This is a genomic window from Streptomyces sp. NPDC052064 (assembly GCF_055585925.1).
Map to the genome: position 1 here is coordinate 525,758 of NZ_JBVJJE010000006.1, position 25,123 is coordinate 550,880.

General features: G+C 72.1%; 23 protein-coding genes, 1 tRNA gene and 1 pseudogene. 8 read left to right on the forward strand and 17 right to left on the reverse strand.

Features of this window, described 5'->3' with window-relative positions; all coding sequences use genetic code 11:
- Positions 1–4: 4 nt before the first annotated feature.
- The 5 genes and pseudogenes from ACZ6TU_RS19505 to ACZ6TU_RS19525 all read right to left on the reverse strand — a co-directional run.
- Positions 5–1,108, reverse strand: a pseudogene (locus tag ACZ6TU_RS19505) (lysylphosphatidylglycerol synthase transmembrane domain-containing protein); the annotation flags it as partial.
- Positions 1,105–2,070 (reverse strand): class I SAM-dependent methyltransferase, encoded by a 966-nt coding sequence (locus ACZ6TU_RS19510; RefSeq protein WP_469549906.1) that lies wholly within the window; start codon positions 2,068–2,070, stop codon positions 1,105–1,107. The pseudogene ACZ6TU_RS19505 and the gene ACZ6TU_RS19510, both read right to left, overlap by 4 nt.
- Before the next feature lie 248 nt (positions 2,071–2,318).
- A complete protein-coding gene (locus ACZ6TU_RS19515) occupies positions 2,319–3,524 on the reverse strand; it encodes a glycosyltransferase family 4 protein (protein ID WP_467670387.1) in 1,206 nt (401 codons plus the stop codon).
- Positions 3,521–3,919, reverse strand: coding sequence for a 6-pyruvoyl trahydropterin synthase family protein (locus ACZ6TU_RS19520; protein ID WP_030843501.1), 399 nt, complete (start codon positions 3,917–3,919; stop codon positions 3,521–3,523). Before ACZ6TU_RS19520 ends, ACZ6TU_RS19515 begins: the two co-directional genes overlap by 4 nt.
- 215 nt (positions 3,920–4,134) lie before the next feature.
- Positions 4,135–5,115: a zinc-dependent alcohol dehydrogenase gene (locus ACZ6TU_RS19525; RefSeq protein ID WP_469549828.1), complete on the reverse strand. Its 981-nt coding sequence runs from the start codon at positions 5,113–5,115 to the stop codon at positions 4,135–4,137.
- A 108-nt stretch (positions 5,116–5,223) separates the two neighbouring features.
- On the opposite strand from ACZ6TU_RS19525, the gene ACZ6TU_RS19530 reads away from it, so the two are divergent.
- Entirely contained in the window at positions 5,224–5,985 is a 762-nt protein-coding gene (locus tag ACZ6TU_RS19530) for a CDP-alcohol phosphatidyltransferase family protein (RefSeq protein WP_469549831.1), read from the forward strand.
- Between the two features lie 12 nt (positions 5,986–5,997).
- On the opposite strand, the gene ACZ6TU_RS19535 is transcribed toward ACZ6TU_RS19530, so the two are convergent.
- Positions 5,998–6,378, reverse strand: a complete 381-nt coding sequence (locus ACZ6TU_RS19535; RefSeq protein ID WP_469549834.1) for a winged helix-turn-helix transcriptional regulator — start codon at positions 6,376–6,378, stop codon at positions 5,998–6,000.
- 113 nt (positions 6,379–6,491) lie between these two features.
- On the opposite strand from ACZ6TU_RS19535, the gene ACZ6TU_RS19540 reads away from it, so the two are divergent.
- On the forward strand, positions 6,492–6,890 hold the full coding sequence (locus tag ACZ6TU_RS19540) for a RidA family protein (RefSeq protein WP_469549836.1): 399 nt from the start codon (positions 6,492–6,494) through the stop codon (positions 6,888–6,890).
- Between the two features lie 30 nt (positions 6,891–6,920).
- Here ACZ6TU_RS19540 and ACZ6TU_RS19545 read toward each other — a convergent pair whose 3' ends face one another.
- Positions 6,921–8,435, reverse strand: coding sequence for an ABC transporter substrate-binding protein (locus ACZ6TU_RS19545; RefSeq protein ID WP_467670377.1), 1,515 nt, complete (start codon positions 8,433–8,435; stop codon positions 6,921–6,923).
- A 152-nt stretch (positions 8,436–8,587) separates the two neighbouring features.
- On the opposite strand from ACZ6TU_RS19545, the gene ACZ6TU_RS19550 reads away from it, so the two are divergent.
- Together ACZ6TU_RS19550 and ACZ6TU_RS19555 are read left to right on the forward strand one after the other, a co-directional pair.
- Positions 8,588–9,547, forward strand: coding sequence for an ATP-binding protein (locus tag ACZ6TU_RS19550; protein WP_467670375.1), 960 nt, complete (start codon positions 8,588–8,590; stop codon positions 9,545–9,547).
- Between the two features lie 54 nt (positions 9,548–9,601).
- Positions 9,602–9,994, forward strand: a complete 393-nt coding sequence (locus ACZ6TU_RS19555; RefSeq protein ID WP_467670373.1) for an SCO5389 family protein — start codon at positions 9,602–9,604, stop codon at positions 9,992–9,994.
- A 13-nt stretch (positions 9,995–10,007) separates the two neighbouring features.
- On the opposite strand, the gene ACZ6TU_RS19560 is transcribed toward ACZ6TU_RS19555, so the two are convergent.
- Positions 10,008–10,550 (reverse strand): hypothetical protein, encoded by a 543-nt coding sequence (locus tag ACZ6TU_RS19560; RefSeq protein WP_467670371.1) that lies wholly within the window; start codon positions 10,548–10,550, stop codon positions 10,008–10,010.
- A gap of 170 nt (positions 10,551–10,720) precedes the next feature.
- Between ACZ6TU_RS19560 and ACZ6TU_RS19565 the strand changes: the two genes are divergently transcribed.
- Positions 10,721–11,332, forward strand: a complete 612-nt coding sequence (locus ACZ6TU_RS19565; protein ID WP_467670369.1) for an HD domain-containing protein — start codon at positions 10,721–10,723, stop codon at positions 11,330–11,332.
- Positions 11,333–11,491: 159 nt separating this feature from the next.
- A complete protein-coding gene (locus tag ACZ6TU_RS19570) occupies positions 11,492–11,719 on the forward strand; it encodes a hypothetical protein (protein ID WP_467670367.1) in 228 nt (75 codons plus the stop codon).
- A 257-nt stretch (positions 11,720–11,976) separates the two neighbouring features.
- Here ACZ6TU_RS19570 and ACZ6TU_RS19575 read toward each other — a convergent pair whose 3' ends face one another.
- The 7 genes from ACZ6TU_RS19575 to ACZ6TU_RS19605 form a co-directional block, all read right to left on the reverse strand.
- A complete protein-coding gene (locus ACZ6TU_RS19575; RefSeq protein ID WP_469549842.1) occupies positions 11,977–12,840 on the reverse strand; it encodes an alpha/beta fold hydrolase in 864 nt (287 codons plus the stop codon).
- Positions 12,841–12,973: 133 nt separating this feature from the next.
- Entirely contained in the window at positions 12,974–15,025 is a 2,052-nt protein-coding gene (fusA, locus tag ACZ6TU_RS19580) for an elongation factor G (RefSeq protein WP_469549845.1), read from the reverse strand.
- Between the two features lie 346 nt (positions 15,026–15,371).
- Positions 15,372–16,286, reverse strand: a complete 915-nt coding sequence (locus tag ACZ6TU_RS19585) for a YceI family protein (protein WP_467670361.1) — start codon at positions 16,284–16,286, stop codon at positions 15,372–15,374.
- 176 nt (positions 16,287–16,462) lie between these two features.
- On the reverse strand, positions 16,463–17,299 hold the full coding sequence (locus ACZ6TU_RS19590; protein WP_469549847.1) for an SDR family oxidoreductase: 837 nt from the start codon (positions 17,297–17,299) through the stop codon (positions 16,463–16,465).
- Between the two features lie 52 nt (positions 17,300–17,351).
- The gene (locus ACZ6TU_RS19595) at positions 17,352–18,443 is read right to left on the reverse strand and encodes a maleylacetate reductase (RefSeq protein WP_467670357.1); all 1,092 of its coding nucleotides are present in this window, start codon (positions 18,441–18,443) and stop codon (positions 17,352–17,354) included.
- On the reverse strand, positions 18,440–19,309 hold the full coding sequence (locus tag ACZ6TU_RS19600) for an intradiol ring-cleavage dioxygenase (RefSeq protein ID WP_467670355.1): 870 nt from the start codon (positions 19,307–19,309) through the stop codon (positions 18,440–18,442). The genes ACZ6TU_RS19595 and ACZ6TU_RS19600 overlap by 4 nt, the downstream gene beginning before the upstream one ends.
- A 54-nt stretch (positions 19,310–19,363) precedes the next feature.
- A complete protein-coding gene (locus ACZ6TU_RS19605; protein WP_469549851.1) occupies positions 19,364–21,112 on the reverse strand; it encodes an FAD-dependent monooxygenase in 1,749 nt (582 codons plus the stop codon).
- Positions 21,113–21,290: 178 nt separating this feature from the next.
- On the opposite strand from ACZ6TU_RS19605, the gene ACZ6TU_RS19610 reads away from it, so the two are divergent.
- The gene (locus tag ACZ6TU_RS19610) at positions 21,291–23,000 is read left to right on the forward strand and encodes a helix-turn-helix domain-containing protein (protein WP_467670351.1); all 1,710 of its coding nucleotides are present in this window, start codon (positions 21,291–21,293) and stop codon (positions 22,998–23,000) included.
- A gap of 103 nt (positions 23,001–23,103) precedes the next feature.
- Here ACZ6TU_RS19610 and ACZ6TU_RS19615 read toward each other — a convergent pair.
- Positions 23,104–23,188, reverse strand: a tRNA-Leu gene (locus ACZ6TU_RS19615).
- A gap of 180 nt (positions 23,189–23,368) precedes the next feature.
- Here ACZ6TU_RS19615 and ACZ6TU_RS19620 point away from each other — a divergent pair.
- Entirely contained in the window at positions 23,369–23,794 is a 426-nt protein-coding gene (locus ACZ6TU_RS19620) for a PAS domain S-box protein (RefSeq protein WP_469549855.1), read from the forward strand.
- Between the two features lie 64 nt (positions 23,795–23,858).
- Here the strand turns inward: ACZ6TU_RS19620 and frc are convergent, their stop codons facing one another.
- Entirely contained in the window at positions 23,859–25,115 is a 1,257-nt protein-coding gene (gene frc / locus ACZ6TU_RS19625; protein ID WP_059418472.1) for a formyl-CoA transferase, read from the reverse strand.
- Between the last annotated feature and the right edge of the window lie 8 nt (positions 25,116–25,123).

The following is a 25,123-nucleotide window of genomic DNA, read 5'->3' on the forward strand; positions in this document are numbered from 1 at the left end:
TCGCCACGAGGCTGAGCACCCCGTAGACGACCGCGACGGCGAGTCCCCGGCCGGCGCCCAGGCCCGCGGCGCCGAACGCCCAGGCGGTGACGCCCTCCCTCGGTCCCCAGCCGCCGACGTTCAGCGGCAGGCCCATCGCCAGCAGCGCGAGTACGGCGAGCGGCACCAGTACGGCCACGGAGGCGGCGGCTCCGGCGACGCGGGCGGCGAGTACGAACATGGCGACGTAGCCTGCCAGGACGACCACGGAGGAGACGATGACTCCGGGGCCGTTGCGGCGGGACAGCAGCCCCTCGCGTGCCTCGGCCAGCATGGCGCGCAGCGCCCGGCCCCGGCGGGAGGGCGCCGGGCGGTTCATGCGCAGGGCGAGGAGGACGGCGAGTGCCCCGAGTGCGGCCAGGACCGCGAGCGGGGCGATGTGCCGGGCCTCGGCCAGCACCGGGGACGGCATGGTCAGCAGGACCACGACCCCGGCGGCGAACAACGCGATCTGCCCGGCGGCCCGTTCGAGGACGACGGCTTTCACGCCCCGCCGCACATCCCCTTCGCTCTGCCCGTGCCGCACGGCCCGGTGCACGTCGCCGAGCACACCGCCGGGCAGGGCCGCGTTCAGGAACAGCGCCCGGTAGTAGTCGGCGACGGCCGGCCCGAACGGAAGCCGGATCCTGAGGCTCCGGGCCACGAGCGCCCATCGCCACGCACTGAACACGGTGGTGACGAGCCCGATCCCGAGCGCCAGAGCCAGGGTCACCCCGTCGATGCGGCGCAGCCCGTCCAGGAAGACCCCGGTGCCCAGCCGCCACAGCAGCACCCCGAGGATGACGACTCCGGCGAAGGTGCCGAGGTGCGTACGGACCTTGCGGGAGCCGAGCCGGGCGAGGGCGGTACGGATCCGGCCGGGCGACGGGGAACCGGCCCGCGGGCGAGAGACCTCCGGGGCCGTCTCGGACGGCGCGGCCTCGGTGCCGGTGGCGAGACGGCGCGCAGGCTCGGCGGCGGCCGGTGCCGGAGCACCGGGTTCCCGTCGCGGGCCGCTGCCGGTCTCCGGCAACCGGGCGCTCCCGGTCGTCGTCGGTCGCGGACGTGTTCCCGTCGCCTGCGGGCTCATGACGCTCCGCCCGCCGGGCGGCACAGGGCGAGCAGGTCGGTGTGGTGGACGGTGACGCGCAACTGGCCGGCGGCGCAGGCGGCCAGGCGTTCCGCCAGGTAGGCGTCGGCGCGGGCGCGCAGCTCGGGGCGCTGCTCGACGGCGGCGCCGACCCAGCCGCGCAGCCACTGCTCGGTGAGCGCGGCCTGCTCGGGGCCGAGCCGCCACGGGCTCGGATGCAGCCGTACCGTCGCGCCGTGCTCGGAGAACGCCTCGGCCGCCGCCGTCACCGCGTCGGGACCGAGCAGACCGTCGCGGCGCTGGTGGTCGTTGAACGCCTGGGCGATCTCCGAGTCCAGCGGGTGGGACGGCGTCAGCTCCACGCGGCCGGCGACGGACAGCGTCAGCAGGGCGGGGCAGCCGGCTCCGGCGCAGGCGGCGGCGAGGGCGTCGATCTCCTCGCGGGTGAGGACGTCCAGCAGGGCGGACGCCGTCACCAGGGACGCGCCGTGCAGGGCGTCCGCGGTGAGGCGGGCGACGTCACCGCGCCGCGTCTCCACGGTGACCCGGCTGCCGTCGGCGGCGGTGCGCGGGGAGGCGACGGCGGCGAAGTGCAGCAGATAAGGGTCGCGGTCGTGCAGGATCCAGTGCTGCGCGCCGTCCAGGCAGGGGGCGAGCCAGCGGCCCATCGAGCCGGTACCGCACCCGAGGTCGTGGATGACGACACCACCGGACTTGCCCGGCAGGTTGGCCAGCCGGATGCGCAACGGGTCGAGCAGGTCGTGCGCCCGCGCGGCGGCGTCGGCCGGCTCCCGCAACTCCAGCCACTCGGGCGCGTAACGGGGCGGATCGTCGGGGTCGGCCTCACGCAGTTTCACGGTGGGCCGCGCGCCGGGATTCCCGCTGGGCCCGGCGCCCGGGATGACCGCGTCGGCGGCCTGCTCGGGCCCGGGCCGGCCGCCGAGGGCCCAGCCCGGGAGCACGGCGTCCGCCGTCCCGGCAGCCTGCCTGCCGGGGCCCACGCCCGAGATGACGGCATCCGCCGACTCGGCCGCCTGCCCGCCAGGGCTCCCGCCCGGGGTCGCGGCACCCGCCGACCGGGCCCCCTCCCCCGGCCCGGGATTCCCGCTCGGCCCCGCGCCCGGAATCACGCCGCCCTTCGACTCGGCAGCCTCCCTCGGCCCGGCCTGGGCCGGAATCGTCCCGCTCTGCTGGGTCGTCGCCGGGTTCGTCATGCGGCCCTCCGGGGGTCGGTCGGGAGCCGGCGCAGTACCGCCGCCAGGCTCTGTGCGGTCGCCGCCCAGCCGCCGAGGGCGGCGCGGCGGCTGCGGGCGGCGGCCTTGAGGCGACGGCGCACGTCCGCCTCGCCGAACCAGCAGCGCAGCTCGGCGGCGATGGCGGCGGGGTTCTCCGGCGGGACGAGGATGCCCGGCACACCGCCGTCGGGGGCGCGGCCGACCGCCTCGGGGAGCCCGCCGACGTCCGTGGCCATGACCGGGATGCCGCGCGCCAGTGCCTCGGTCACGGCCATGCCGTACGTCTCGGCGTAGGAGGTGAGGACCATCAGGTCCGCGGTGGAGTAACAGGCGTCCAGTGCGGTACCGGTCTGCGGGCCCGCCAGCTCCAGCCGGTCCTCCAGGCCGTGCTCGGCGATGAGGGACCGCAGATGGGCGACGTACTCCGGGTCCTGGGTGAGACTGCCGACGCACACGCAGCTCCACGGCAGGTCGGTCACCGTGGCCAGTGCCTCCACCAGCCGGTGCTGCCCCTTGCGCGGGGTCACGGCCGCCACGCACAGCAGCCGTGAGACACCGTCGGTGCCGGGCGCGAGCGGCGCGATGTCGGCACCGGGAGCCGCGACGTGCACCCGCTCCGGCGGAAGGCCGTGGTGGGCGACCAGACGTCGGACCGCCCACTCGCTGGTGGCGATGACCGCCGGCACGGCCCGCAGCACCGCCCGTTCCTTGGCGTCGAGTTCGGCGGCCACGGCCGGGTCGAGCCCGGTCTCGTCGCCGAGCGGGAGGTGGACGAGGACAGCCATGCGCAACCGTTCCGCCTCCGGTACGACGATCTCCGGGACGCCGCAGGCGACCAGCCCGTCGAGCAGGACGACGGCGCCGTCGGGCAAGCCGCTCAGGGCGCGGGCGAGTTCCGTACGGTCCGCCGCCCCCGGCCGGGGCCAGTCACCGGCCACGGCGTGCTTGGTCACCTGCCAGCCGAAGCCGGGCAGGTCCAGGCACACGCGCCGGTCGTAGGCGTTGCCGCCGCTGGGCGTGGCCGGGTCGTCGATACCGCCCGGCAGCACGAAGTGCACGGTGCGCAGGGACATGGGGATGATCTCGGCGTTCTTCAGAGCGGCGTGCTGCACGGGAACATAATTCAGCCGCGCCGGTGCCGGTCCGATGTGCTCGGGCCGTTCGATCGTCGTGTCGGTCACAGCGCACGCTCGTAACTCGCCCAGGCGATGTGCGACTCGTGCAGGGTGACCGTCAGGCCCGCGATGCCCTTGGCGCCCTCGCCCAGCGCGCCCTTGTGGATGCGCTCGGCGAGCCGGTCGGCGATGACCTTGGCCAGGAACTCCGTCGAGGTGTTGACACCGGCGAAGTCGGGCTCGTTGTCGAGGTTGCGGTAGTTCAGCTCGCTGACCACCGCCCCGAGTTCCTGGGTCGCCAGCCCGATGTCGACGACGATGTTGTCCTCGTCCAGCTGCTCGCGCCGGAACGTGGCGTCCACGAGGAACGTGGCCCCGTGCAGGCGCTGCGCCGGTCCGAAGACGTCGCCACGGAAGCTGTGGGCGATCATGATGTGATCGCGGACGGTGATGCTGAACAACGGACGACCCTCCAGGTGCGGCGCGTCTGCTCCCCCGCTATGGCTGCCGGGGATGCCGTGTATTACGGCTCCTTGCCTTCCCCTGTTCAGTCTCCGGTACGTCTTTTCTCAGGTCAGGCGCTCTCGTCGTACCGAAGCCGTACCGAAGCCGTGCCGAAGCGGCACTGAAGTCGTACGGAAGTCGCACCGGATGGAACGAATCGTCGGTCGATGCGTCAATCGCTCTCGTCGTAGCGGACGCGGTGGCACAGCGCGGGGAACTCGCCGGAGGAGAGCTTCGGCAGCACGTCCGGCAGGTCCTCGAAGGCGGACTCACCGGTGACGAGGGCGTCGAGGGCCGGGGCGGCGAGCAGGTCGAGGGCGAGGGCGAGCCGGTCGGCGTAGGTGCGGTTCGGCCGGGCCGGGGAGACGGTGCCCACCTGGCTGGAGCGGATGACGAGCCGCCGGGAGTGGAAGGCCTCGCCGAGCGGCACGCTCACCTGCCGGTCGCCGTACCAGCTCAGTTCGAGCACGGTCCCTTCGGCGGAGAGGAGCTCCAGGGACCGGGCGAGGCCCTGCTCGGTGGCGCTGGCGTGGACGACCAGGTCGCACTCGCCGAGGGCGTCCTCGGGAGAGGCGAAGCCCACGCCCAGGGCTTCGGCGATTTTCACCCGCCCCGGGTCGGCGTCGACCAACTGGACGCGGACGCCGGGGAACCGGGCGAGCAGGGCGGCCACCGAGCAGCCGACCATGCCCCCGCCGACCACGGCGATCCGGTCGCCGACCAGGGGCGCGGCGTCCCACAGGGCGTTGACGGCGGTCTCCACGGTCCCCGCGAGCACGGCCCGTTCGGCCGGCACGGTGTCCGGTACGGGCGTGACGGCGCTCGCCGGGACGACGTACCGGGTCTGGTGCGGGTAGAGGCAGAACACCGTACGGCCGGCGAGCGCCGCGGGCCCCTCCTCCACCACGCCGACGTTGAGGTAGCCGTACTTCACCGGGCCCGGGAAGTCGCCCTCCTGGAAGGGTGCCCGCATGGCCGTATGCTGGCTGACCGGCACGCCGCCGCGGAAGACGAGCGTCTCCGTACCGCGGCTCACGCCGGAGAACAGCGTCCGGACCAGCACCTCGCCCTCGCCGGGGTCCGGCAGGGCGACCTCCCGGATGCCGCCTCGCCCGGGCGAGTCGATCCAGAACGCACGTCCGGTGTGCTTCATCGAAGTCCTCCTGAACGATCGGGCAGCTGCTTGCGTACCGAGGGGTGCACAGGCCGCGCACAACGTAGCGGCGTTGATCGACTCTGTCACACGGCCGGAGGGTGTTCGGTGGCCCTGAACAACACTTACGACGCGAGGCTCGTACAGCAGGAGACCGCCCTGGGGGCTGGCGTGCAGATCCTGCTGCTGGCCCTGATCGGCACGGCGATCGGGATGGGCCCGGCGGGCTGGCTGACCGGCCTCGCGTTCGCGATCGCCACCTGGGCCGTGCTCTCCCGGGCCCTGCACCGCTCCCGGCTGCGCTCGTTCGGCGCGGCGAACCGGGTCACCCTCGGCCGGGCCACCCTCGTCGGCGGTGTCACCGCGCTGGTCGCGGACTCCTTCCAGAGCTCGCCGCCCGTGTCGCTGTTCGTCGGCCTGACGGCCGTGGCCCTGATCCTCGACGGCGTCGACGGCAAGGTCGCCCGCCGCACCGGCACCTCGACCCCGCTGGGCGCGCGCTTCGACATGGAGGTCGACGCGTTCCTGATCCTGGTGCTCAGCGTGTACGTGTCGATGCAACTGGGCCCGTGGGTGCTGCTGATCGGCGGGATGCGCTACGTCTTCGTCGGCGCCGCCCGGGTCTGGCCCTGGCTGACCGCCGCCCTCCCGCCGAGCACCGCCCGCAAGACGGTCGCGGCGCTCCAGGGCGTGCTTCTGCTGCTGGCGGGGGCCGATCTGCTGCCGTACGCGGCCAACTTCGGGGTCGCGGCCCTGGCTCTGGGCCTGCTGGTGTGGTCGTTCGGACGTGATGTGCTGTGGCTGTACCGGACCTCGCGGGTCACGGAGACCTCGGCCCCGCGGCAGGTGCGGGAACTGGTCGCGAGCTGACGCCCCGGCCGGTCAGGCGTCGAACCGGTCGCGCGCTGTCTCGATGTGTTCGAGGTACTGATGGGTCCAGCCGCAGATCAGGTCGACCGTGGCGCGCAGGGCCCGGCCCGGTTCGGTGAGGGTGTACTCGACCTTCGGCGGCACGGTGGGGTGCACCTTCCGGTCGACCAGGCCGTTGCGCTCCAGCATCCGCAGGTTCTGCGTGAGCATCTTGTGGCTGACGCCCTCGACCTCGTCGCGCAACTCGCTGAAGCGCAGAGTGCGTTCACCGAGGGCCTCGATGATCAGCAGCGCCCACTTGTTGGCCACGTCCGAGAAGATCTCCCGGGCCAGGGAGTCGGCCCGGCGCAGGTCCGCGTTCTCCGGCAGGTCCCTCAACTGCTTGGTCACCATCTGGTTCCCCAGTCACCGAAAAGTGCGTTCTTCCAGGTCGGCGCACACTCTCTTACAGTTCCCGAGTAACCGCAAGAGAGCGCGGGTGCGCGCTCGACGGAAGGACGGGAACCATGACCGCGAGCGTCTACGACCACGCCATACCGGCCGAGAGCCACTTCGGTTACGTGCAGGCGATCAGGTCCGGCGATCTGATCCACGTCTCCGGACAGCTCTCGTTCGACGAGGCGGGCGACTTCCACCCCGAGGACGACGTCGCCACTCAGCTGGAGGGGACCTACGCCAACATCGACAAGGTGCTGGCCCACTACGGCGTCACGCGCAACCAGATCGTCTCCCAGACGCTGTACGTGGTGGACCTGGTGAAGAACGCCGAGGCGGTGGCGGAGGGCAACCGGGCGTACTTCGGCGCCCACCGCCCGGTCAGCACGGCCCTGGGGGTCACCGAACTCACCTTCCCCGGACAGGCGGTCGAGATCAGTTGCGTGATCGACACGAAGCTGCCGGCGTGAGCCGGGGCGGCGCCCCCTGGCGGGCGACGGTCAGCGACGCGTCCCGGTGCTCACCAGGGCCCGCTCGTACGGGTCGAGGACGACGCCCCGGACCTTGGTGGAGACGCCGACGATGATCTGCTGATGGGCCAGCGGCACGACCGCGTCCGTACCGAGGATCGCGGCTTCGGCGGCCATCGCCGCGTCCTGCCGCTCGCCGGTACCGTCGGTCCCGTCGGCCTTCTTGACGGCCCGGTCGACGTTCTTGTCGCACAGCAGGGCCAGGTTGTAGCCACCGTCGCAGGTGTAGTCACTGGCGAGGATGCCGACGGGGTCGCCGGTGTCCAGCAGGCTGTTGCGGGCGCCGATGAACGCGTCGAACTTCCCGGCCAGCGCGTCGCTCTCCAGCCGTGAGTACTCGCGCACTTCCAGCTTCACCGTGAAGCCGGCCCTTTCGAGCTGCTGTTGCACGACCTGGGCGATCTCGGGGAGTTCGGGCCGGTTGTCGTAGGTGGCGAGGGTGATTCGCGTGCCGTCGGGCCGGGCCGCGTCCGCGCGCCCCTTCGGCTTCACCCGCTTGCTCTCGGCCCAGGTGACGGCGGGACCGTAAATGCCCACGCCCGGGTCGGCGTGCCCCTCGAAGACGCCCTTGACGATGACGGAGGAGTCGACCGCCGTGCGCGCCGCGGCGCGCAGCTTCGGGTCTTTGAAGGGGCCGGTCCTGGTGTTGAGCTGAAGACCGGTCGTCCGGGTGGTGCCGGCTTCCTTCAGGGTCGCCTTGTCGAGGGTGGCTGCCTGGGCGACCGGGATCGCCTCGGCGATGTCGACGTCGCCGGTGCGCACCGCGTTGGCGCGCGCCGTGCCGTCCTTGACGAAGCGCGCTTCGATACCGGAGGCATGGGCGAGGCCGCCCCAGTAGTCGTCGAAGCGGTCGAGGGAGGCGGAGCCGCCGCTGTTGACCTTGGTGATCTCGAAGGGCCCGGTGGCGGTGCCGACCGGAGAGGGGTTGCCCGTCTTCTTGTACGCCTTCGGGGAGAGGATCGCCAGGCTCGGGCTGGACAGGCGCATGGGCAGGACGGGATCGGCCGCGGCGGTGGTGATACGTATGCCGCGGCTGCCGTCGGCCTCGGTGTCGAGGGTGACACCGGCGAGGGCGGCGGGCACGGGCTTCGCCTTCGTGGCGCGGGTGAGCGCGTCGACCACGGCGGACGGGGTGACGTCCGTGCCGTCCTGGAAGGTGGCCTCGCGCAGGGTGAACCGCCAGGTGCGGTCGTTCTCGCGGCGCCAGGACTCGGCTAGCGCGGGGGCCGCGGCACCGTTGGCGTCCAGGGCGGTCAGCCCCTCGGTGACGCCGAGCCGGCTGAGGAGCGTGGCGTCGGCTCCGTACGGCGAGAAGTTCTCGGCGGGCGGGAAGGCGAGGGCGACGCGCAGCCGCGAGCCCGACGGCCCGCCCTCCGACGACGACTCCCCGCCGGGGGAGGCGAAGCAGCCCGCCAGGCCCGGGACGAGGACGAGGGCGGCGAGGAACCGGAACGCACTCTTGATGCTCACAACACGCACTTGCACAGCATATGCATCAAAGGTGAAGCCCCGGCCGGCCGGGTCCCCTGGCTCGGAGCCGCCGCAAATCCCCATACGGAGCAGGCAATTTGACAGCGGCGACGATCACTCCCTAAACCTAACCACATGACATCCATTTTCAAAAAGGTGGAGCGGTCGTGAGAGTCGCGTTCGTCGGCAAGGGCGGCAGCGGCAAGACCACGCTGTCGGCGCTCTTCTCCCGCCACCTGGCGCGCTCCGGCGCCCCGGTCCTCGCCATCGACGGCGACATCAACCAGCACCTGGCCGAGGCGCTCGGCGAGGAGGAGAAGTCCGCCCCTCCCCTGGGCGAGCACCTGGGCGAGATCAAGGACTTCCTGCGCGGCACGAACCCACGCATCACCTCCCGCGAGGCGATGATCAAGACAACTCCCCCGGGACGCGGCTCCCGCCTCCTGCGCCCACTCGGCGACGACGAACTGCACGCCCGGCACGTCGGCCGGGCGGGCGGCGTCCCGCTGATGGTCACGGGCGAGTTCGACGAGCCCGACCTGGGCGTGGCCTGCTACCACTCCAAGCTGGGCGCGGTCGAGCTGTACCTCGGCCACCTGGCGGACAGCCCCGGCGAATACGTCGTGGTCGACATGACGGCGGGCGCGGACGCCTTCGCCTCCGGTCTGTTCACCCGCTTCGACATGACCTTCCTGGTGGCGGAACCCACCCGCAAGGGCGTCTCGGTCTACCGCCAGTACCGCGACCACGCGGAACAGTTCGGCATCCGCATCGCGGTCGTCGGCAACAAGGTGACCGGCGAGGACGACCTCCTCTTCCTCAAGGAACAGGTAGGGGAGGACCTCCTGACCTACCTGGTCCACTCCCCCTGGGTCCGCGCGGCCGAACAGGGCCGCACCGCGTCCGGTCCGGACGCGCTGGACTCCCTGGAGCCGCACAACCGCCACGCACTCACGATCCTCCGCGAGGCCGTCGACTCCCACCCCCGCGACTGGGACCGGCTCCACCGCCACGCCGTCGAGTTCCACCTGCGCAACGCCCGAGCGTGGGCGGACGCCCGCACGGGAGAGGACCTGGCGGCCCAGATCGACCCGGACTACGTCCCGGGCACCCGGCCGATCACCTGACCTCCTCCAGCCCCCTACCGCCCCATCGCCAACCAGACAGGACGACACTCCCCCATGTCTCTCGACGTCTCCCCGAAGCTCCTCGCCGAAGCCGAGCAGGGCGACATCCGCGAGGAGGACTTCGTGGACACGGTCCGCACGTCCCTCCCCTACGCCTACGACCTGATAGCCTCCCTCGCCATCGAACTCCACGACGGCCAGTCCGAGTTCACGGACAACCAGACCCCTCCCCCGTCGGAACAGGAGCGCGGCCAACTCCTGCGCGCCCTCGCCAGCGACGCGATCCGCACCAGCCTGGAACGCCACTTCGGCATCACCCTGGCCTTCCAGAACTGCCACCGCGTGGCGGCGTTCCGTCCGGGGGCGCGGGGCGGGGAGACCTACACGCGCTTCACGTCCGTACGGTCCCAGGTCCTGAACCAGTCGCCGGAGTTCCGGGACTGCTGACCCACCGCACCGGCTACTCGATCCCCGTGGCATCGAGTAGCCGGACAACGTCCTTGCGCCCGTATCCGAGCAGTCGGGCGCGGTCGGCGGCCATCAGCACCAAGTGCGCGACGATCTTCGCCGCGTATCCGTTCTTGTTGTCCGCGTCGAACCATTCCTGGGGCTTCTCGACACCCAGGCTGTTCATCACCAGCCCGTGCTCTCGGCGGACCTCCGCGACGGTACCGGCGACCGCGTCCATGAGCGTCTTCCCCGGCCGCTCGCACTCCAGGGCGAAGTAACCCCAGTCGGCCGGCACACACCCCTCCGGCGGACGCGCCCGCAGCCCCGCATACCTCTCGTCCCCGAACCCGGAGGCCCGGAACTCGTCGTGCGCCAAAGAGAACCGATGGAACCCGGGCGGAACCGGAGGCGGTGGAGGCGTGTACTCCCACCCGGCGTCCTCATACAACTGCCGCTTCACCTCTTCTTCTTCGGCATGGGTCACGGTGAAGCCATTGGCCTCGTTGCGCCCGGTCGTCGTGCCGTCGGGGTTGCGGTGCAAGTGCAGGCCCATGGTGTGCTCCCGTTGCCGTGATGACAATGGACGAGAAGTCCCCGTCACCAGCTCGAACGGCCCGCGAAGCCAGCCCGTGCCCGCTGTTCCGCAGCATCACCCGATAGCGTGAGACAGGTGGCGTGGGAACTGGCCGACCGAGCGGGACCGGCGGTTGTTACGCTCCTCCGGTGAGGATTCCGGGCCCCGCAGAGATCCAAGCGCTGCACGAGAAGCACGCGCCCACCGCCGAGGCGTACACGCTCGTCCACACGCACTGCGAGATCGTCTGGGGAATCGCCGAGCAACTCCTCTCCGCGCCCCACCTCGCTCACCTCGATGCCGAACTGGTCCGCGCCGGCTGTCTCCTTCACGACATCGGCGTCTACCGCCTCTACGGGGATGACGGACGGCTGGACCATGAGAACTACATCCGACACGGACTGCTCGGCCACGAGATCCTCGAAGCGGAGGGCTTCCCCGAGACCCTTCGCCGCTTCTGCTCCCACCACACCGGAGTGGGACTCACGCGGCACGACATCGTGAGCCAGGGGCTGCCCCTCCCGCCCGCCGACTACCTGGCGGTCTCGGAGGAGGAGAGGCTGGTGATGTACGCGGACAAGTTCCACACCAAGTCCAGGCCGTCGGCGTTCCTCTCCCCCGACGAATACGCCGCCCACGTCCGCCGCTTCGGCGCGGACAAGGTGACCGCCTTCCAGGCCCTGCGCGCGGAGTTCGGCGACCCGGACCTCACCGGGCCGGTGCCGTGCGGTGGCAGCATCCAGCGGGTGGCCGGTCCGTAGGCGTCCGCGACACACGGTGAGCACACGTGCCGTGTCCGAGGGGGTGTGGCAGAGGTGCTCGTCGTGCGCCTACGCCGGCGTCCCTGCGAGCAGGGCCGACCGCACCAGGCGGGCGCACTCCACCCCGATCGCCGACCAGGTCTGAGGAGCGGCAAGACAATGACGGAAGCGACACCGGCCACCAGCCAGCGCGCCGACCTCGAGCAGGCGGTGCGGACGTACGGCGGCTACTGGGACACCGAACGCGGCCTGCGCACGCTGCGCGACGCCGGGCACGACCCGCAGGACAAGCACACCCGCCAGATCCTCCGGGACCTCGCGAAGGAGGGCCTGCTGACGAAGGCGGAGGACTGGCCGGTCCGCTACATCGCGGCGCGGGCGGACTGAGGACGCGATGCGCCGTGCTCGGTCCGGGCGCACGGCGCACCGGGTCGTGCCGTCGTCAGTGACGACGCCCCGCTGATCCGGCCACGTTGGGCCTGCGTGGGTTGAAAACCCACACTCCCTGGGAGGGACCCGCTGCTCTGGTTCTGCCGGCATGGGTCAGGCGGACTCTGGAATTCGCCGTGCCCCGCCCTGATCCTGTCGTCGACGGTGCGCCACTCGTCAACGCCGGCTGCGGAGGCGCCATGCGACCCCCGAGTTCAGGGACCGCCGGCACCGCCTGCCTCGTCCAGGAAGGCCGCCAGGGCGGTCACGAACCGCTCCGGATCGTCCCGCCACGGAAAGTGCCCGGCCCCGTTCCGCACGACCAGTTCGGCCCTCGGGAACAGCCCCGCGTACTCCTTCATCACACGCGGCGGCCCCGCCACGTCATACTCCCCCGCGAGCACAAGGACGGGCGAGGAAAACCTGGCGAGGGCGGTCCGGGTGGCGTCGGGATCGAAGGCGCCATCGGAGGCGTACAAGGCCGCGGCATCGTCGTTCCGCTGTCGTCGCTCCGCCGCGCGGAAGGCCCGGGCCTCGTCGTCCCAGCGGCCGAACCAGAAGGGGGCGACGGCGTCCCAGTCGTCGGCCGCCGCCCGGCCGGCCGTGATGGCCTCCAGGGACGCGTACGCCGGGGCGAACCACGGTTCGCCCCGGCGAAGGCGTGCCGTCTCCAGGCGGTCCTCGGCGGTGATGTCGAGGCCGACGGCGAAGACGCTGGGCGTCATCAGGGCGAGCCGGCCCACGCGGTCCGGATGGCGGGCCGTGTACAGCGCGGCCAGATTGGCACCGGCGGAGTGCGCGAGCAATTCCAGCCGCTCCAGACCCAGCTCCTCACGCAGCGCCTCGACATCGACGACCTGCCGGTCACAGCGGTACGACGCCGTGTCCCGCGGCGCGGCCGAACTGCCGGTACCCCTGAGGTCCAGCCGGATCAGGGTGCGATGGGAGGTCAGGCCGCCCAGATCCCCCAGATAGACCGAGTCCTGCATCGGACCACCGGGGAGACAGACCAGAGGCGGACCGTCCCCCGTCACGTGGTAGGCGAGAGTGGTGCCGTCGGGGGCGGTGAAGGTGGGCATGGGCGCGAGGGTGGCAGGAGGCGGGGGTTGCGGCAACCGGATATCCGCCGGATGTCAGCCGTCAACCGTGGTGTCCTACCCGTGAACGGGCCGGTCGGCCCTCCTCTTCCGGGGAGGGCCGACCGCCGTCCTGCTACCGCACCGGCGTCGCGACCGGCGCCGGCGCGTAGCCGGTGGGCCGGGCCGTGAAGGTGCCGCGGCCCTGGGTGCGGCTGCGCAGCCGGGTCGCGTAGCCGAAGAGTTCGGCCAGCGGCACGGTGGCCGTGACGACCGCCGCGCCCGCGCGGGTGACCGAGCCGGTCACCCGGCCGCGCCGGGCGGCGAGGTCGCCGAGCACGCCGCCGACCGCGTCCTCGGGCACGGTGACCGTGACCTCGACGACCGGCTCCAGCAGGACCATCGCGCAGGCGCGCAGGGCCTCGCGGAGCCCCAGGCGGCCGGCTGTGCGGAACGCCGTGTCCGAGGAGTCCTTCACATGGGTCGCCCCGTCGGTGAGCGTGACGCGCAGCCCGGTCACCGGGTGCCCGCCGAGCGGCCCCTCGGCGAGGGCGTCGCGGCAACCGGCCTCGACCGCCCGGACGTACTCCTGCGGCACGCGCCCGCCGACGACGGACGAGCGGAACGCGAACCCGCCCTCCTCGTACGGCTCCACGTCGAGGACGACATGGGCGAACTGCCCCGCCCCGCCGTCCTGCTTGACGTGCCGGAACACCAGCCCGGACACGCCCCGCCCGACGGTCTCGCGGTAACTGACCCGGGGACGCCCGACGTTGACCTCCAGTCCCACCTCGCGCCGGAGCTTCTCCACCGCCACCTCCAGGTGCAGTTCACCCATGCCCGACAGCACGGTCTGCCCGGTCTCCGGGTCGGTCCGCACGACCAGCGAGGGATCCTCCTCGGCCAGCCGGGCCAGCCGGGCCAGCCCGGACGCCAGACGGTCGGTGTCGCCGGCCCCGCGGGACTCGACCGCGACCGAGACCACCGGCTCGGGCACGCCCGGCGGTTCCAGGACGAGCGGGGCGTCCGGCGCGCACAGGGTCGAGCCGGCGCGGGCCGACTTGAGCCCGACGACGGCGACGATGTCCCCGGCGACCGCCCGGTCCAGGGGCGCGTGCCGGTCGGCCTGGACGCGCAGGATGCGGCCGATCCGCTCGGTGCGCCGCGCGCTGGCGTCCCACAGGATGTCTCCCTTCTCGATCGTCCCGCAGTAGATCCGCAGGTAGGTCAGCCGTCCTGTCGGGGTGGCGTGCACCTTGAAGGCGAGGGCGGCCGGTGGTGCCGCCGGATCGGCGGGCCGCTCCTGCTCTTCACCGTCGTGTGTGCCCCTGACCGGCGGCACGTCCAGCGGCGACGGCAGGTAGGCCACGACCGCGTCGAGCAGGGGCTCCACACCGCGGTTGCGGTACGCGGAGCCGCACAGCACGACCACGCCGTCACCGTCCCGGGTGAGGTCCCGCAGCGCCGAGGAGAGGGTCCGCTCGCCGAGCGTGCCCGTGTCGCAGAACTCCTCCAGGGCGCCCGGATGGAGTTCCGCCACGGCCTCCTCCAGCGCCCGGCGGCGTGCGAGGGCTTCGTCCCGGAGGTCGTCCGGCACCGACGCGTCCTCGACGGTGCCGCCGTCGGCCCACCGCAGGGCACGCATGCGTACGAGGTCGACGACGCCGGTGAAGGCGTCCTCCGAGCCGATGGGCAGCTGGACGACCAGCGGAGCCGGGTGCAGCCGCTCCCGGATCGACGCGACGGCCGCGTCGAGGTCGGCTCCGGCGCGGTCCATCTTGTTGACGAACGCGATCCTCGGTACGCCGTGCCGGTCGGCCTGTCGCCACACCGACTCGCTCTGCGGTTCCACCCCGGCCACCGCGTCGAACACGGCGACCGCACCGTCGAGGACCCGCAGCGCGCGCTCCACCTCGTCGGCGAAGTCGACGTGCCCCGGGGTGTCGATCAGGTTGATCCGGTGACCGTCCCAGGCGCAGCTTACCGCCGCGGCGAAGATGGTGATGCCCCGGTCACGCTCCTGCGGGTCGAAATCGGTGACGGTCGTGCCGTCGTGGACCTCGCCGCGCTTGTGCGTGGTTCCGGTGGCGAACAGGATCCGCTCGGTGACGGTGGTCTTCCCGGCGTCGACGTGGGCGAGGATGCCGAGGTTGCGGACGACGGCGAGCGGGGTGTGGTTGATGCGCACGGCCCAGGGCCTTTCGAAAGGTTCAGGAAAGGGGCGGCGCGATTACCGGGCGAGGCGTGCGTGGCACGTGGCCATGCGTACGCGGCTTACTGACGTACCGTCAGCGAGCCGCGTACGCATGCTGTTCAGACGTTCGCTCCGGTCATCCGGCGCCCGCCGCGCAGCGGGCACCGGAGCGACGAGGACACGAGGATCACCTCGTAGCGCGGCAGGGAGACGGCGACAGCGGTGTGGTCACGCATGGCGGTCTCCCTTCGTTCGTCACGACGGTGCGCCGCCGCTCAAGTCGTGGGCGGCGTCGGGTACTCCGTGAGTGTAGGGAGGACGGAGGGAACCGGGCCAGGGATTATTCCGGCGGGGTCGGGGTGTCGTGGGTCCGGTACATCGCCTGGACGTCCAGCTCCAGTTGCACCGTCGGACCGACCACCGCGATGCCCCGGGCCAGCATGGAACGCCAGTTGAGCGTGAAGTCCTCGCGGTGCAGCTCCGCCGTCGCCAGGGCCGCGCAGCGCAGTTCCTGGCCGTAGCCGCCGTTCACCGTGCCGAGGTAGGTGGTGTCCAGCGAGACCGAGCGGCTCACGCCGTGCATCGTGAGGGAGCCCAGCAGCGTCCACTTGCTGCCGCCCCGGTAGGCGAAGCGGGCGCTCGTGAAGTCGATGTGCGGGAAGCGTTCGACGTCCAGGAAGTCGGCGGACCGCAGGTGGTTGTCGCGAGTGGTGTTGCCGGTGGTGATGCTGGAGGCGTCGATGCGGACGTGCACCCGCGAGTCGGTCATGTCCTGGGCGATCCGGATCCCGCCCTCGAAGCGTTCGAAACGGCCGTGGACATGGGCCATGCCGACGTGCTTGGCGATGAACCGGATCGCGGTGTGCGGCGGGTCGAAGAGCCAGGTTCCCGGCGTCGGCAGCTGGAGGGCCTCGGCCGGACGCAGCCAGACCCGCTCGGTGGGCGTCGACGCGCCCACCTCGATCTCGATGGACTCGCGGTGCGGCTGGAGGCCCTCCGCCGCGATCATCAGGCTGTACCGGCCGGGCGGCAGCGCGGCGAGGAAGTAGCCGTACGGGTCGGTCGTCCCGCGGGCCGCCACCCGGTGGGTGTCCAGGGCGGTGACGGTGACGTCCGCGGCCGCCAGGGGCGTGCCCATCGGGTCGACGACCTCGCGGGCCACGGCACCCGCGCCGGAGGGAAGGGGGAGGGCGAGGCCCGCCGCTCGGGCGGAGGCTCCCTTGAGTCGCCGGCGCCGGAGCAGTGCGAGGGCCATGTGGTTCACCTTTCTTCGGGGCGGCACGGCCGTACGAGCGGCGGTTTCAGCGCACGCCCACGGCCGCACCATGCTGCGGTCACACCCCCTTGTCGATCTTGCGGGACCGGCCTCCGGGACGGGTGTCTCATTACGAGACACCCGTCCGGAGACGGCCGGAGAAAGCCGTTCGGCGCCTACGCCTTGAACGCGTCCACGTGTTCCGCAGCCCACTGGGCGAAGGTGCGGGCCGGTCGGCCGGTGACCTTCTCGACGGTGCTCGCGACCGTACGGCCCACCTCGGGGGTGTTGCCGTACGCCTCGAGCAGGAAGCCGATGACGTCCTCGGTGAGGCCCGCCGCCCGCCACTGCTCGACGGCCTGTTCCTCGGTCAGCTCGATCAGCGCGATCTCCCGGCCGACGGCGGCGGCGATCGTCGCCACCTTGTCGCCGACGGTGAGCACTTCGGGGCCGGTGATCACGTACTCCTGGCCTCCGTGGCCCTCCTCCGTGAGCGCGACCGCGGCGACGGCGCCGATGTCGCCCTCGTGGACCATGGCACTCAGCCGTGCGACGAACGGCTCCTGTACCTGACCCGCGGCCACGATCCCGTCCGCCCACTCCAGGGCGTTGGCCATGAACTCGACCGGCATGAGCACGGTCCAGTGCGCACCGTCGTCGGCACGCACCGCCTCCTCCAGCGGGGTGGGTCCGCCGCCGTGCAGCACGGTGATCCGGCGGACGCCGGCCGAGCGGGCCAGCTCCAGGATGCGCGGGCCGGTCTCCAGCGGGGTGAGGGCGGCCCCGCCGAAGGTGATCAGATGGAGGCCGGTGATTCCCTCCAACGCCGGCGCAAGGCCGTCGGGTTGTGTCAGGTCGCCCTCGACGACCTCCACACCGGCCGGGAAAGCGGCCTTCGCGGCGTCCCGGGTGAGGGCGCGGACCTCGTGGCCCCGGGCGAGCAGTTCGGCGACGACCTGGCGGCCGACGGTTCCGGTGGCGCCGGTGACAAGAATCTTCTGCGTCTGCGTCATGGCACGACCGTAGGAAGCCTTGCGGTCACTTTCTGTCCGCGAGTCCGAGTCCCTACAGGGTGGTTTCCTCGGCCGGCCCCGGCGGGCCTCCCTCGTACGCCGCTCGTAGCACGGCCCGGACCCCGTCCGCCGTCACCGGGCGCGGGTTGGCGTACGGCTCGCCCGCGACCCGGTCCGCCGCCGGTGTCACGTCGCCTTCCGTGAGGCCGAGTTCGGCGAGGGACCGCGGTGCTCCGAGGCGCCCGGCCAGCTCCCACAGGGCGCGGGGCGGATCGTCGGCGCCGAGGGCCCGTCGCAGTACGGCCAGCGCGTGCGGGGCTGCGGGGGCGTTGCGGGCGAGGACGTACGGCAGGACGACGGTGTGCGTCTCGGAGTGCGGCAGTCCGAACGTGCCGCCCAGCACGTGGCACACCTTGTGGTGCAGGCCCATCGTGGTCGAGCCGAGGCACGCGCCGCACAGCCATGCCGCGTACAGCGCCCGGCTGCGCGCGTCCAGGTCCTCCGGGTCGGCGGCCAGTCGCGGCAGTGCCTCGGCCATGGCCCGCACTCCCTCCTCGGCCATGACCGAGACCAGCGGCGAGGCGTCCGGGGCGTACAGCGCCTCGACGGCGTGCGCGAGCGCATTGACGCCGCTGGTCACCGTCAGCGGCACGGGCAGGGAGAGGGTGAGCCGGGGGTCGTAGACGACGCTGCGGGGCTGGACGACCGGATCGCGGCCGGTGCGCTTGGCGCCGTGCTCGGTCAGGCCCCACACGGGGGTCATCTCGGAACCCGAGTAGGTCGAGGGCACGGCGATCAGCGGCAGTCCGGTGCGCAGGGCGATCGCCTTGCCGAGCCCGATCGCGGAGCCGCCGCCGACCGCCACGCAGCCGTCCGCCCCGGCGGCCCGCACGGCCGCGACGGCACGGTCGGCGTCCTCGACGGGTACGTGCATCCGGGCCTCGGCGTGCACTCCTGCGCAGGTGTCGCCGAGCGCGTCCGCGACCGCCCGGGCGACGGCTTCGCCCCGGCTGCCGCAGACCACGAGCAGCCGCCGCAGGCCCAGGCGTGCGGCCTCGTCCGGGGTCGCGGTGACGGCCGCGCCGGGCCGGAAGACGACCCGCACGGGCCGGGTCTCGTACGAGAACTCACTCTGGAACGTCATGCGGCACGCTCCAGGACGAGGTCGAAGCGGGCGTGCCGGAAGGGGTTCGCCACGCCGAACTCCCGGGCCAGGGACGGGTCGTCTCTCTCAGCGAAGTCCTCGACCAGGCTCTCCTTCACGGCGAACACCGCGTCGGAGTCGAGGTGGTCGCCGCCGGCCACGAAGATGTGCGTGGTGACGGGCGTGTGTCCCTCGGCCGTGGCGATGAAGTGGATGTGCGCGGGGCGGTAGGGGTGCCTCCCGGTCGCGCGCAGCAGCCCGCCGACCGGGCCGTCGGTGGGGATCGGGTACGGCGCCGGGACGCAGGTCCGGAACCAGAAGCGCCCCTCGGTGTCGGCGGTGAACAGTCCGCGTCCGTTGCCTGCGGGCTGGACGCCGGGCTGCTGGACGTCGTAGAAGCCCTTGTCGTCGGCCTGCCAGACGTCGACGACGGCGCCGGGCAGCGGGGTGCCGTCCTCGGACAGCACCCGGCCACTGACCACGCACGGTTCGCCGCCGCCGACCAGGTCGATGTCGTCGCCGAGGGCGCGGACCGGCGACTCGGTCATGTGGAAGGGGCCGAGCACGGTCGACTCGGTGGCGCCGGGCGCGCGGTGGCCGTTGACGGTTTCCACGAGCATGGACAGCCCGAGCACGTCCGACAGCAGGATGAACTCCTGCCGGGTGCCGGTGCAGGCCTGGCCGGTCGCCGTCAGGAAGGCGATCGCCCGCTCCCACTCCTCCTGGGTCAGCCGGGTCTCGCGCGCGAAGTCGTGCAGATGGCGGACGAGGCCGGTGAGCAGCTCGCGCAGCCGCGGGTCGGCGGTCCCCCGGAGGCTGGCGATGGCCTGCTCGGTGACGCCGGTCCCGGTCGCGTCGGTGGTCATCCCGGCTCCTCGTCGTCGACGTTCGCTGCTGCCCTTGCTTCCATGATTGCTCGCTCAGGCGTGTCCGAGGATGCTCCGCAACGCGTCCGCGAGCAGTTCGCCGGCGTCCGGTGCGGCGGACGAGTGCCGGAAGGCGACGAAACCGTCGGGGCGTACGAGCAGGGCACCCGCGTCGGAGATCTCGCTCAGGCGTGCCCAGTCGCCGTACGGGTCCTCGTACTCCTGGCCGGGCCCGATCACCACGGTGGTGATCTCCGGCTCCTGGGCCTCGGCCGCCCGCACCCAGTCCTCTCCCCCGATGCCGGTCAGCAGGGTGAAGCGGCCCCGGCCGACCGTGTCGAGGGTGGAGAGCGTGCGGGAGCCGGAGGTGATCCAGGCGTGCGGGAGCCGGGCGCCGGGGCGGGAGGACGGCTGGTGGTGCAGCTCGGGGTCGCGGGTGAAGCCGGGGTCGGGTGTGCCGTCCGGGACGATCGCGGCTGAGCTTTCGGCGGGATAGCGCTGGTTGAGGTCGACGCCGTGCGCGTTGAACTCGTACGCCTTGAAGGCGATCGCCTCGCGCAGCGCCGCGCGCTGCTTCTCGGCGGCCTCGGTGGCGTCCTTGCGGGCGGCGATGTTGGCCCACAGCTGCTCGGGGGTCTGCGGGGAGAGCCCGTCGAGGGCCTCGAAGACGGGGGCGGTCTCGCGGATGGACTGGTTGGCGCGGGTGACGATCTGCCGGCCGATGGGCGCGCGTTCGGCGGTGTAGCTGTCGAGCAGCCTGGGGTGGGCGGTGCCGTCGAGGACGAGTTTGAGCTTCCAGGCCAGGTTGTAGGCGTCCTGGATGGAGGTGTTGGAGCCGAGGCCGTTGGACGGGGGGTGCCGGTGCACGGCGTCGCCGGCGCAGAAGACGCGGCCGTTCGCGTAGCTCTCCGCGTACATCTCGTTGACGGTCCATGCGGAGGACGACTTGATGGTCACGGGGATGTCGTCGTCGCCGACGAGCCGACGGACGATCTCCTCGGCGTACTCGGTGGTCAGGTCGGGGGCGCCCGCGTCGACGTCGTACCCCCACACGATGAGCCACTCGGTCCAGGGGCGGACGCAGCGCACCAGGCCCGCGCCGATGCCGCCGACGGTCGCTCCGGGGGCGAGGACCCAGTAGAGGGTGGACGGGCGGTGGGCGGTGTACCGCGTCAGGTCCGCCTCGAAGACGATGTTGATGCTGCCGGCCACGCCCATCTGGCCGCCCATCGGCAGGCCCGCGTGCTCGGCGACCCGGGAGCGGCCCCCGTCGGCTCCGATCAGGTACTTGGCGCGGATCTCGTAGGTGTCCCCGCGCAGCCGGTCGCGGACGGTGGCCGTGACGCCGTCGCGGTCCTGGGTGTGGGAGAGGTACTCGGTCTGGAAGCGCAGCAGGGTGCCGCGGGCGACGGCCGCGTTCACGAGGACCGGCTCCATGAGGTGCTGCGGCATGTCGCACATGCGGGTGGGGCTGGCCAGTTCGTGCGCGGCCTGCACCAGCGGGTCGTTGCCCCAGGAGCGCACCCGGCCCAGTTCCTCGCCGGCCAGGCTGGTGCAGAAGGTCGTGTTGCCCATCAGGTGCTGCGGGGTCGCCTGCGCGACGACCTCCTGTTCCACGCCGAGGTCGCGCAGCACTTCCATGGTGCGCTGGTTGGTGATGTGCGCACGGGGTGTGTCGGCGAGGCTCGCGTAGCGGGTCACGACGATGTGGGGCACGCCGTAGGTGCTCAGGGCGAGCGCGGCCGAGGCACCGGCAGGGCCGCTGCCTACGATCAGGACGTCGGTCTCGACGACGGTGGACACGGGCACGCTCCTGCGGGGGAAACGGACATCGACCGTCCATGATCATGGAGCGGTCCGGCCGGGCGCGGGTGTCTCATTACGAGACATCTCGTACGTCCGCCACGGCGGGCCACGGGGCACTGGGCACGGGGACGGCAGTTGTTACCGCTTCAACGGAACCCGCTACGGTGGGCATGTCGTGACCACCACAGAGCACTCCCCCGCAGACACCGCCCTCCCCTCGCTGCGTCTCGCGCGCCAACGCTTCCTGACGGGGCGCCCACTGCCCGACGGCGTACCCGAGGACGTCGTCGCGGCCTGGCGGCGGGCACGGTTCTTCGGAGTGCCGCACGACCTGAGGGAACCGGCCGCGGGGCCGGTGGGAGCGGTGGAGTCGGCGCTGCTCGGTGCGGCCCGCCCGGTGCTCGACCGGATCGTTCCCGCGCTGGACACAGACCGCTCGGTGATCGTCCTCACCGACGAGCGGCTGCGCGTGCTGCGGACGGCCGGGAGCATACCCGGACTCGATCCGTTTCCCGTTCTGTCGGAGCAGTCGGTCGGCAACAACAGCGCGGCCCTCGCGATGCGCACCCGGCGCCGGGCCGAGGTGCACGGGCCCGAGCACTTCCTCGACCGGTGGCAGGACGTGTCCGCGGTCAGCGTCCCGGTGCTCGCCCCGGAGAGCGGGCAGGCGCTCGGCACGGTGACCGTCGCGTCGCGGCTGTGCGCCGCGCGTCCGCCGCATCCGCAGGCGGCGCTCGCCGAGGCCGCCGCCCTGGCGGTCGAGGCCGAGCTGCGGGCCCGGGCGGGCCGGGCCGAGCGGGTCCTGCTGGACGCCTATCTGCGGGCGGCGCGGGGCCAGGACCGGGCGGTCGCCGCGCTCGACGGCCGCAACCGCCTGATCAGCGGCGCGGCGCAGCGGCTGCTGACGCCCGAGGTGCTCGGGGCGCTCGAACGTACGGCGGTGACCGCGCGGCACACGGACGCGCCGGGCGATGCCGCACTGCCCGAGGGCGCCGGATGCGCCGCGCGGATCACTCCGGTACGCCAGGACGCAGCGGTCGTCGGGATCGTGGCCGTCCTGGAGCCGCTGGGCGATCCCGAGCCGTCCGTGCCGCGACCGCCCGTCGCCCTGACCGGCTCCTCGGTCCCGTGGCGGTACGCCGTCGGACGCGCCGTCGAGCTGGCCCGCTCCCGGGAGCCGCTGCTGCTGACCGGCGAGCGCGGAACGGGCAAGAGCGCGCTGGCCAGGGAGCTGCTCGGCTCCCGCGTGGCACAGGTCGTCGACGCGGCGCAGGACACCGGCCTCGGCCGGGCCCTGTCCGCGTGGACGGCCGACCGGCCCCTGCTGTTGCGCCACGCCGAGCGCCTGGCACAGCCCGGTGTGGCCGCCCTGAACTCCCTGCTCGACGCCCACCCGGACACCCGGCTGCTGGTCACGTACACCCCCGGCGCGCCGGTCGGCCCGTGTCTGCAGCGCCTGCTGGACAAACTGTCCGCCCGTTCGGTCACCCTGCCCCCACTGCGGGAGCGCACGGACGACATCGGGGAGCTGCTGCCGGCCCTCGCTCCGCGGCCGGTGCCGGGGCAGCCCCCGCTGACCTGGACGCTGGACGCCCTGCGCGCGCTTGCGCTGTATCCGTGGCCGGGCAACGTCACCGAACTCGCCCATGTCGTCCGGGCGCTGGCGGAACACCGGCGGGCCACGGGGCCGGTCCGCCGGGCGGAGCTGCCGGACGCCGTGCGGGAAGGACCCGCCGCCCGGCCCCTCAGCCCGATGGAACACGCCGAGCGCGCCGCGATCCTGGAGGCACTGCGCCGACACGGCGGCAACAAGGCACGCGCGGCGGCCGCGCTGGGAATCGGCCGGGCGACGCTGTACCGCAAGCTGCGGGGCTACCGGGACTGAGCGGCTGCTCGCGCTGGTCGTTCGAACCCTTTGAGCTGAACACTTTGGGCGGGTAAACGCTTTGTGCGGGCCGAGGAATCCTCGACCCGCACAAGATGATCTGTGTCCGAGGGGGGACTTGAACCCCCACGCCCGATAAAGGGCACTAGCACCTCAAGCTAGCGCGTCTGCCATTCCGCCACCCGGACCAGGTGTCTGCCGCCTTGCCGGGGTGCTCCCCGAGGCGGCACGCACAACAATACCAAGCTTTCGGAGTGCCTTTCACCTGCGTTTCCCTCGCCCGGACGGTCACATGGGGGACCCCAGAGCATTCTGTATACGATTAATCTGTATACTGTTGTCACTGATGACTCCTGCTCGGAGGCGACATGGAAGATCTGGATTCCGCGGTGGTGCTGGGCATGGCGGCCCAGGCGCCCGACGGCATAGTGATCATTGACGGCGAAGGACTGATCCGCTATTGGAACCGGGGTGCGGAACGCATTTTCGGGTTCGCGGCGGACGACGTGGACGGCCGCAGTCTGGACGTCATCATCCCCGAGAAGCACCGCAAGCGTCACTGGGACGGCTTCCAGGAGGCCATGGACCGGGGGTCCAGCAAGTACGGGGAAGCGGACCTGCTGAACGTCCCCGCGCTGTCCGCGGACGGCCGCAAGCTGTCCATCGAGTTCAGCGTGGTGCTGCTGCCGGCCCCCGACGGCAGCACCTATTGCGGGGCGGTCATCCGGGACGTCACCGCGCGGCGCGAGCGGGAGCGGGAGCTGATGCGGCGGCGGGCCGAGGCGACGGTCTGAGCCTCGCCGACGACATGCGGAAGCGGCCGTGGCCTTCGGGCCACGGTCGCTTCCGCGTGAAGGGTCAGACGATGACGCCGCTCTCCTTCAGCCGGCCGATGGTCTCCTCGTCGTAGCCCAGTTCGACCAGGACCTCGGAGCTGTGCTCGCCCAGCAGCGGTGCACCGACGACCTCGGGCTTGAAGGAGGAGAACTTCACCGGGCTGCCGACGGTCAGGTACGTCCCACGGCCCTTCTGCTCGACCTCGACGACCGTGCCGCTCTTGCGCAGGTCCTCGTCGTAGGCGATCTCCTTCATGCTCATCACCGGGGCGCAGGGCACCTCCCACTCACGCAGGATGTCCACCGCCTCGTACTTGGTCTTGTCCGCGAGCCACTTCTCGATCTCCTCGAAGATCTCGAAGATGTGGTTCTGGCGGGCGCGCGCGGTCGCGTACTCCGGGTCCTCGGCCCACTCGGGGTGGCCGATCGCCTCGGCGGTGCGCTTCCAGTTCTGCTCCTGGATGGTGAAGTAGATGTAGGCGTTCGGGTCGGTCTCCCAGCCCTTGCACTTGAGCACCCAGCCGGGCTGGCCGCCGCCGCCCGCGTTGCCGCCGCGCGGCACCACGTCGGTGAACTCGCCGTTCGGGTACTGCGGGTACTCCTCCAGGTGGCCGACCCGCTCCAGGCGCTGCTGGTCGCGCAGCTTGACACGGCAGAGGTTGAGCACGGCGTCCTGCATGGAGACGGACACCTTCTGGCCCTTGCCGGTCTTGTTGCGGTCGATGATCGCGGTGAGGATGCCGATCGCCAGGTGCATACCGGTGTTGGTGTCACCGATGGCCGCGCCGGAGATGGTGGGCGGACCGTCCCAGAAGCCGGTGGTGGAGGCGGCGCCGCCCGCGCACTGGGCGACGTTCTCGTAGACCTTGAGGTCGTTCCAGGACGACTGGTCGTTGAAGCCCTTGACCGAGCCGAAGATCAGGCGCGGGTTGAGCTCCTGGATGCGCTCCCAGGAGAAGCCCATGCGGTCCAGGGCTCCCGGGGCGAAGTTCTCCACCAGGACGTCGGCTTCCGTGATGAGCTTCTCCAGGACCTCCTTGCCCTCGGCGGTCTTGGTGTTGATGGCGAGGGAGCGCTTGTTGCTGTTGAGCATGGTGAAGTAGAGCGCGTCCAGGTCCTCGATGTCCCGGAGCTGACGGCGCGTCACGTCGCCGCCGTTGGGGCGCTCCACCTTCAGGACGTCGGCGCCGAACCAGGCGAGCATCTGCGTGCAGGCGGGACCGGCCTGGACCCCGGTGAAGTCGATCACCTTGATTCCGGCGAGCGGCTTTTCACTCATGTCTGCTT

Bases quoted from the DNA above. Each gene is read 5' to 3' on its own strand.
- ACZ6TU_RS19600 (WP_467670355.1), bottom strand. From the start codon at position 19,309: ATGACCACCGACGCGACCGGGACCGGCGTCACCGAGCAGGCCATCGCC.
- ACZ6TU_RS19590 (WP_469549847.1), bottom strand. From the start codon at position 17,299: ATGACGCAGACGCAGAAGATTCTTGTCACCGGCGCCACCGGAACCGTC.
- ACZ6TU_RS19535 (WP_469549834.1), bottom strand. From the start codon at position 6,378: ATGGTGACCAAGCAGTTGAGGGACCTGCCGGAGAACGCGGACCTGCGC.
- ACZ6TU_RS19525 (WP_469549828.1), bottom strand. From the start codon at position 5,115: ATGAAGCACACCGGACGTGCGTTCTGGATCGACTCGCCCGGGCGAGGC.
- ACZ6TU_RS19575 (WP_469549842.1), bottom strand. From the start codon at position 12,840: ATGCCCACCTTCACCGCCCCCGACGGCACCACTCTCGCCTACCACGTG.
- ACZ6TU_RS19555 (WP_467670373.1), top strand. From the start codon at position 9,602: ATGTCTCTCGACGTCTCCCCGAAGCTCCTCGCCGAAGCCGAGCAGGGC.
- ACZ6TU_RS19570 (WP_467670367.1), top strand. From the start codon at position 11,492: ATGACGGAAGCGACACCGGCCACCAGCCAGCGCGCCGACCTCGAGCAG.
- ACZ6TU_RS19585 (WP_467670361.1), bottom strand. From the start codon at position 16,286: ATGGCCCTCGCACTGCTCCGGCGCCGGCGACTCAAGGGAGCCTCCGCC.
- ACZ6TU_RS19540 (WP_469549836.1), top strand. From the start codon at position 6,492: ATGACCGCGAGCGTCTACGACCACGCCATACCGGCCGAGAGCCACTTC.
- ACZ6TU_RS19620 (WP_469549855.1), top strand. From the start codon at position 23,369: ATGGAAGATCTGGATTCCGCGGTGGTGCTGGGCATGGCGGCCCAGGCG.
- ACZ6TU_RS19595 (WP_467670357.1), bottom strand. From the start codon at position 18,443: ATGACGTTCCAGAGTGAGTTCTCGTACGAGACCCGGCCCGTGCGGGTC.
- ACZ6TU_RS19560 (WP_467670371.1), bottom strand. From the start codon at position 10,550: ATGGGCCTGCACTTGCACCGCAACCCCGACGGCACGACGACCGGGCGC.
- frc (WP_059418472.1), bottom strand. From the start codon at position 25,115: ATGAGTGAAAAGCCGCTCGCCGGAATCAAGGTGATCGACTTCACCGGG.